This window comes from Streptomyces spongiae (assembly GCF_009377185.1).
Classification (GTDB): domain Bacteria; phylum Actinomycetota; class Actinomycetes; order Streptomycetales; family Streptomycetaceae; genus Streptomyces; species Streptomyces spongiae.
Window position 1 is genome coordinate 1 of sequence record NZ_VJZC01000624.1, and the last position, 5,621, is coordinate 5,621.

Consider the following 5,621-nt stretch of genomic DNA (forward strand, 5'->3'; position numbering starts at 1 on the left):
GTCTCGGCCTGAACCGTCCCGTCCTCAGATGCCGGGCCAGCTGGGGTGGGGGCTTGTTGGCGGTAGTGGCCCGGCTGGAGTGGGTGGCTTGTTGGCCTTGGTGGGCCCGTTCTCGAATGGCGGACCGGCCACAGCGTCATGCGCGGCGGATCGACGCTCCCGCTCCCAGGGCTCCTCGTTGGGGGGTGATGCCGGCGGGTACCGCGCGTTGGCGGGCTGGGGTGCCTGTCCAGCAGGTGCCTCGGCGGGCCAGGAGGCGGCGGAGCCAGAGTTCGAGGGAGACGAGGTCGGCGAGGCCGTCCAGGGGGAGGGGTTCGCCGTCGGCGGCCGCGCGGAGCGCCTTGCGGACCACGCGCGCTTCGACCAGGCCCGCCTGGGCGAGCAGCGGGGTGTCGAAGAGGGTCACCAGGGCGTCGGCCGCCACTCGGAGACCGGTGCGGGCCGCCGCCGCGGAGGTCGCGTGGGAAGGGGCGCCCCAGCCCGGTGGGAGGTCGGCGACGCCGGCGCCCTCCAACACCGTGCGGAGGATGGCCGCGCGGGCGCCCGGTTGGACCCTCAGCGCCTCCGGGAGGACGCGGCATGCCCGTACGACCTGGTTGTCGAGGAAGGGGGTGTGCAGGCGCTGGAAGCGGATCTCGGCGGCCTGTTCGAGGACGCGGATGTCGGCGGCGTGGCGGGCGAGGGCCGCACGCGCGCGGAAGTCGCCCGGACGCTGGCCGGGACTGACGATCGGGCGGCTCGTGGCGGCCTGGAGACGAATCGATACTTCTGCCAGGGCCTCGCCCGTCAGCCAGCGGGCGGCTGGTCCCGGTCTCGCCCAGGTGAGCGCGGCGAGGGAGGCTCCGACCGCGCCGCCGGGTTCCTCGAAGTGCTTCTGGAGGAGGCGGTCGGCGAGGGAATCCACGCCCGCGCGGTAATGGGTGCGGGCCAGCTTGCGGGCCGCCGCGTACACGCGCGCGGGGACCATGACGGAGCCGTCCGCCTTCGCCAGCGCCGCGACCGGGCGGACCAGGTGCCGCCTCTTGCGGTCCATCAGGAGGTCCGCCAGGCGGGCCGGGTGGGCGTCCAGGACCTGCCGCGCGCCGTAGCCCGTGAAGTGGTCCGCGCTGCCGGAGGCCAGGCGTGCGCGGTGCCTGGCCGCGGTGATCAGGGACGGGGCCGGCTCGTCCGTGAGGGGGCCGTCCAGGTCCGCGTACGGGAGCGTTTCCTCTCCGCCTGCCACCACTACGTGGTGGAGGCGGGGGTTGGCCGCCAGGGTGCCCGCTCGTTCCAGTTCGCCCTCACGGCCCTGTACGGCGAGGTCGTTGAAGGTGACGGCCAGGAGGCGTTCACCGGCGCCCGTGCCGTGGCCCAGGACCGTTCCCGGAGCGCCCGGCAGGCCCGCCGCGAGCAGGGCGAGGGTTCCGGAGGCCGGGCCGCCGGAGAGGTCGGCGCCGATGCCCGGTACCGGCGTTCCGCGCGCCGCGCGCCGCTCCGCCGGGCCCATGCCCGGGACCGGGCCGGGGTCGATGTCCGCTCCGGGTACGTGTCTGGGGGCGGCCAGACGGGTGCGTACGGCCTCTACGAGGGCGTCCCGGACGGCGTCCACCGCGCTCGCCGGGTCGGCGGACGGCGCGGCGACGGCGAGGGACGCGACGGGCTCGTAGCCGGCGATCTCACGCGCCCCCGCGCGCAGGATCAGCGCGTGCCCCGGCGGAATGCGACGCACGCCGTCGTACGGCGTCGAGTCGTGCAGTGCGCCCGGTACGTCGGGGGCGGCGAGCAGCGCTGCCAGGTGCCCGAAGTCCAGGTTGGCCTCGATGAGGTCGGCCAGCGGGAGCGCGGCGGTCGCGTACGCCGTGCCGCCCGCCCAGGGGGTGTAGAACACCGGGCGGGCGCCCGCGAGATCCCCGCACACGGTCACGCGGCGGCCGACCTGGACGATGGCCGTGTAGCTGCCGGACCAGGCGGTCAGATGGCGAAGTGCCCCGCCGCGCGCGGCGAACAGGCCGACCCTCAGCTCCTCGTCGCTCGCGCCGCAGGTGCCGAGGACCGCGATCCGGGTCTGGGCGTCGGCCTGCACGACGCGTACCTCGTCGGGGCGCCAGTCTCCGACCGCCCACAGCGGGTCGGGGTCGCCCCACAGGAGCTGGGAGCCCACGGGGTGCACGGTCTCGCCGTCGAGTCCGGTGGCGCCCGCGGAACCGATCAAGGGCGCCGCAGCGGCGGTACTGCTCCATCCCACCAACCACCGCATCGCCGCCTCCACAGGCTGTGGACAACCAGTGCACCGTACGAACCGGTCACCATGCTGCCACGAAGGAAGCACGCGAAGGGGCCTGTGCGATGGCTTGCGCACCTCACAATGCGCCCCGGAGCACTCCCCTCGCGAGCCGGGAATGCGCTTCCGCGAACGCATACGCGCCGATCCATGCCCGATCCGCGCATGGTCCATGCCTGATCCGGCGGAGATCCGCGGGCGATCAACGTCTGTTCGGCGAACACCCACCCGAGAAAAGGAGATCACGGCAGCTCGGTCTGCGAATCCACAAAGCCGTGCGCATGCGTGTGCGACGTGAATGCGCCCCGAAACGCTCCCCAAAAACTCCCTGTGCGCCCTCAAGACACGTGGTCGGAGCGGTAATTGCCCGCGCAAGACACCGTCTATTTTCGGCCAAATCGGCCACGGGAGGCAGGACTCACAACACGCTCCGTACAGGCTCTGCGCAACGCACAGTCAACGCGCAGCCCGGGAGGCGGAGTTCGCCCCCCGGACCGTCCGCCGCCCGCGGGGATGTAGGCGGCGGTGTCCCCCAGCCCACTGGATCCAGTACAGCGGGCCGACCCACGCACGGCCCATCGAAGCGCTCCACTCGTGGCCGGAGAAGAGCGCACGGACGGGCGCACGGCCACACAGCGGGAGCACGTCGCAACAGTCCGTACTCTCGTACGGACCACAATCCCGCCAACCGGATTTTCGCCCCTTAACGCTTGGGATGCGGCGAACTACGCTGGGTTTACGAATGCCGCGTGCCTATGCCGCCGCGGCAGCCGTCTGTGTCGAGGGGTGGCGCATGTCCAGGGAGCAACGCGGGCCGAACGAAAAACTCGGCGCCGTTCTCGCCCTCGCGGGAATCAGCAATGCGGGACTCGCGCGGCGCGTCAACGATCTTGGCGCCCAGCGGGGACTGACTCTTCGCTACGACAAGACGTCGGTGGCGCGCTGGGTGTCGAAGGGCATGGTGCCGCAGGGCGCCGCGCCCCACCTCATCGCGGCCGCCATCGGCCAGAAACTCGGCCGCCCGGTGCCGCTCCACGAGATCGGTCTGGCGGACGCGGATCCCGCGCCCGAAGTGGGCCTCGCCTTCCCCAGAGACGTCGGCCAGGCGGTGAGGTCCGCTACGGAGCTGTACCGGCTGGACCTCGCCGGGCGCCGGGCCGGCTCCGGCGGCATCTGGCAGTCGCTCGCCGGATCGTTCGCGGTGAGCGCGTACGCCACGCCCGCCTCACGGTGGCTGATAACCCCGGCCGACAGTTCGGTGGCACGCGACGCGGGCCCCTCGGAGGGCTCGGGAGCACCGCTGAAAGTCGGCCACAGCGATGTGCAGAAGCTCCGCGAGGCCGCGGAGGACGCCAGGCGCTGGGACTCCAAGTACGGGGGCGGCGACTGGCGTTCCTCCATGGTGCCCGAGTGCCTGCGGGTGGAGGCCGCGCCGCTGCTGCTCGGCTCGTACTCGGACGAGGTCGGCAGGGCCCTGTTCGGCGCCTCCGCGGAACTCACCCGCCTCGCGGGCTGGATGGCTTTCGACACAGGTCAGCAGGAGGCCGCCCAGCGCTACTACATCCAGGCCCTACGGCTCGCGCGCGCGGCCGCCGACGTACCCCTCGGGGGCTACGTCCTGGCGTCGATGTCGCTGCAGGCCACCTACCGCGGCTTCGGCGACGAGGGCGTGGACCTCGCCCAGGCCGCCCTGGAGCGCAACCGGGGGCTGGCGACCGCCCGCACCATGAGCTTCTTCCGGCTCGTGGAGGCACGTGCCCACGCGCGCGCGGGTGACGCCCCGGCGGCCGGCGCGGCCCTGAAGGCGGCGGAGGGCTGGCTGGAGCGGGCCCGCGACGGCGACAGCGACCCGTCCTGGCTCGGTTTCTACGGCTACGACCGTTTCGCGGCCGACGCGGCGGAGTGCTACCGCGATCTCAAGGCGCCCCGGGAGGTGCGCCGCTTCACCGAGCAGGCGCTGTCGCGGCCGACGGAGGAGTTCGTGCGCTCGCACGGCCTGCGTCTCGTCGTGTCCGCGGTCGCCGAACTGGAGTCGGGGAACCTGGACGCGGCGTGCGAGCAGGGTGTGCGGGCGGTCGAGGTCGCCGGGCGCATCTCGTCGGCGCGGACCACGGAGTACGTGAAGGATCTGCTGCATCGGCTGGAGCCGTACGGGGACGAGCCTCGGGTGGTGGAGTTGCGGGAGAGGGCTCGGCCACTGCTCATGACTCCCGCGTAAGCGCTCCGCTGGGAGCTGGGTGCCTTGGCGTCTGCCGGGTTGCTGTTCGGTTTGGGGCTGCGGGTTGTTTGTGGCTTGTCGAGCAGTTCCCCGCGCCCCTTTGGGGGCCTGCGGCCCCATCACGCCGTCGCCGCGTTTAGAGGCATTGTCAGTGGCGCAGTGCACTATCGAAGGCGGAGGTGGAGCGAGTGCCGCAGCTGGGTGCGTACGGGATCGCGTACGACTGTGACGTGATGGTGGTCGGCGGCGGGATCGTCGGGCTGTCGACGGCGTACGCGATCACGCGGGCCGCGCCGGGCACGCGTGTCATGGTGCTGGAGAAGGAGCAGGGCCCGGCACGGCACCAGACGGGACGCAACAGCGGGGTCATCCACAGCGGGATCTACTACCGCCCGGGCTCCCTGAAGGCGCGGTACGCGGTGCGGGGCGCCGCCGAGATGGTCAAGTTCTGCGCCGAGTACGGCATCGACCACGCCGTCACCGGCAAGCTGATCGTCGCGACGGACCGGAGCGAGCTGCCCCGGCTGCACGCACTCGTAGTGAGAGGCCGGGAGAACGGGATTCCGGTCCGTGAGCTGGGCCCCTCCCAGATCGCCGAGTACGAGCCGGAGGTGCGGGGGCTCGCGGCCATCCACGTCGGGACCACGGGGATCTGCGACTTCGTGGGCGTGGCGCGGCAGCTCGCCGAGGCGTCGGGGGCGGAGATCCGGTACGGGGCGGAGGTCGTCCGGATCGACCGGCGGGCCGCCCTGGGGGTGGCCGTGCGGCTGGCGGACGGTGAGGTCGTCCGTTCGCGGGTGCTGGTCAACTGCGCCGGGCTGCACTGTGACGAGATCGCCCGGCTCGCCGGGGACGAGCCCGGGATGCGGATCGTGCCGTTCCGGGGCGAGTACTACACGCTGGCGCGGCCCGAGCTGGTGAACGGGCTGGTGTATCCGGTGCCCGATCCGGCGTTCCCGTTCCTCGGGGTGCACCTGACCCGTGGGGTCGACGGAGGCGTGCACATCGGGCCGAACGCGGTGCCGGCGCTGGCGCGGGAAGGGTACGGGTGGGGCATCGTGCGGCCTCGTGAGCTCGGGGCGACGCTGGCCTGGCCCGGTTCCTGGCGGATCGCTCGGCGGCACTGGCGGTACGGGGCGGGGG

Annotated in this window: 3 protein-coding genes; 2 read left to right on the plus strand and 1 reads right to left on the minus strand. The window is 72.9% G+C overall.

The genetic code is table 11. The features are described 5' to 3' along the window. Positions 1–136 precede the first annotated feature (136 nt). The gene (locus tag FNH08_RS43150; protein ID WP_152776973.1) at positions 137–2,236 is read right to left on the minus strand and encodes an asparagine synthase-related protein; all 2,100 of its coding nucleotides are present in this window, start codon (positions 2,234–2,236) and stop codon (positions 137–139) included. An 817-nt stretch (positions 2,237–3,053) separates the two neighbouring features. Here FNH08_RS43150 and FNH08_RS43155 point away from each other — a divergent pair. Both FNH08_RS43155 and lhgO read left to right on the plus strand, forming a co-directional pair. Continuing rightward, positions 3,054–4,478, plus strand: coding sequence for an MFS transporter (locus tag FNH08_RS43155; protein WP_152776974.1), 1,425 nt, complete (start codon positions 3,054–3,056; stop codon positions 4,476–4,478). A gap of 233 nt (positions 4,479–4,711) precedes the next feature. Next, positions 4,712–5,621: L-2-hydroxyglutarate oxidase (lhgO, locus tag FNH08_RS43160; protein WP_152776975.1), on the plus strand; the 910-nt coding region annotated here is incomplete at its 3' end.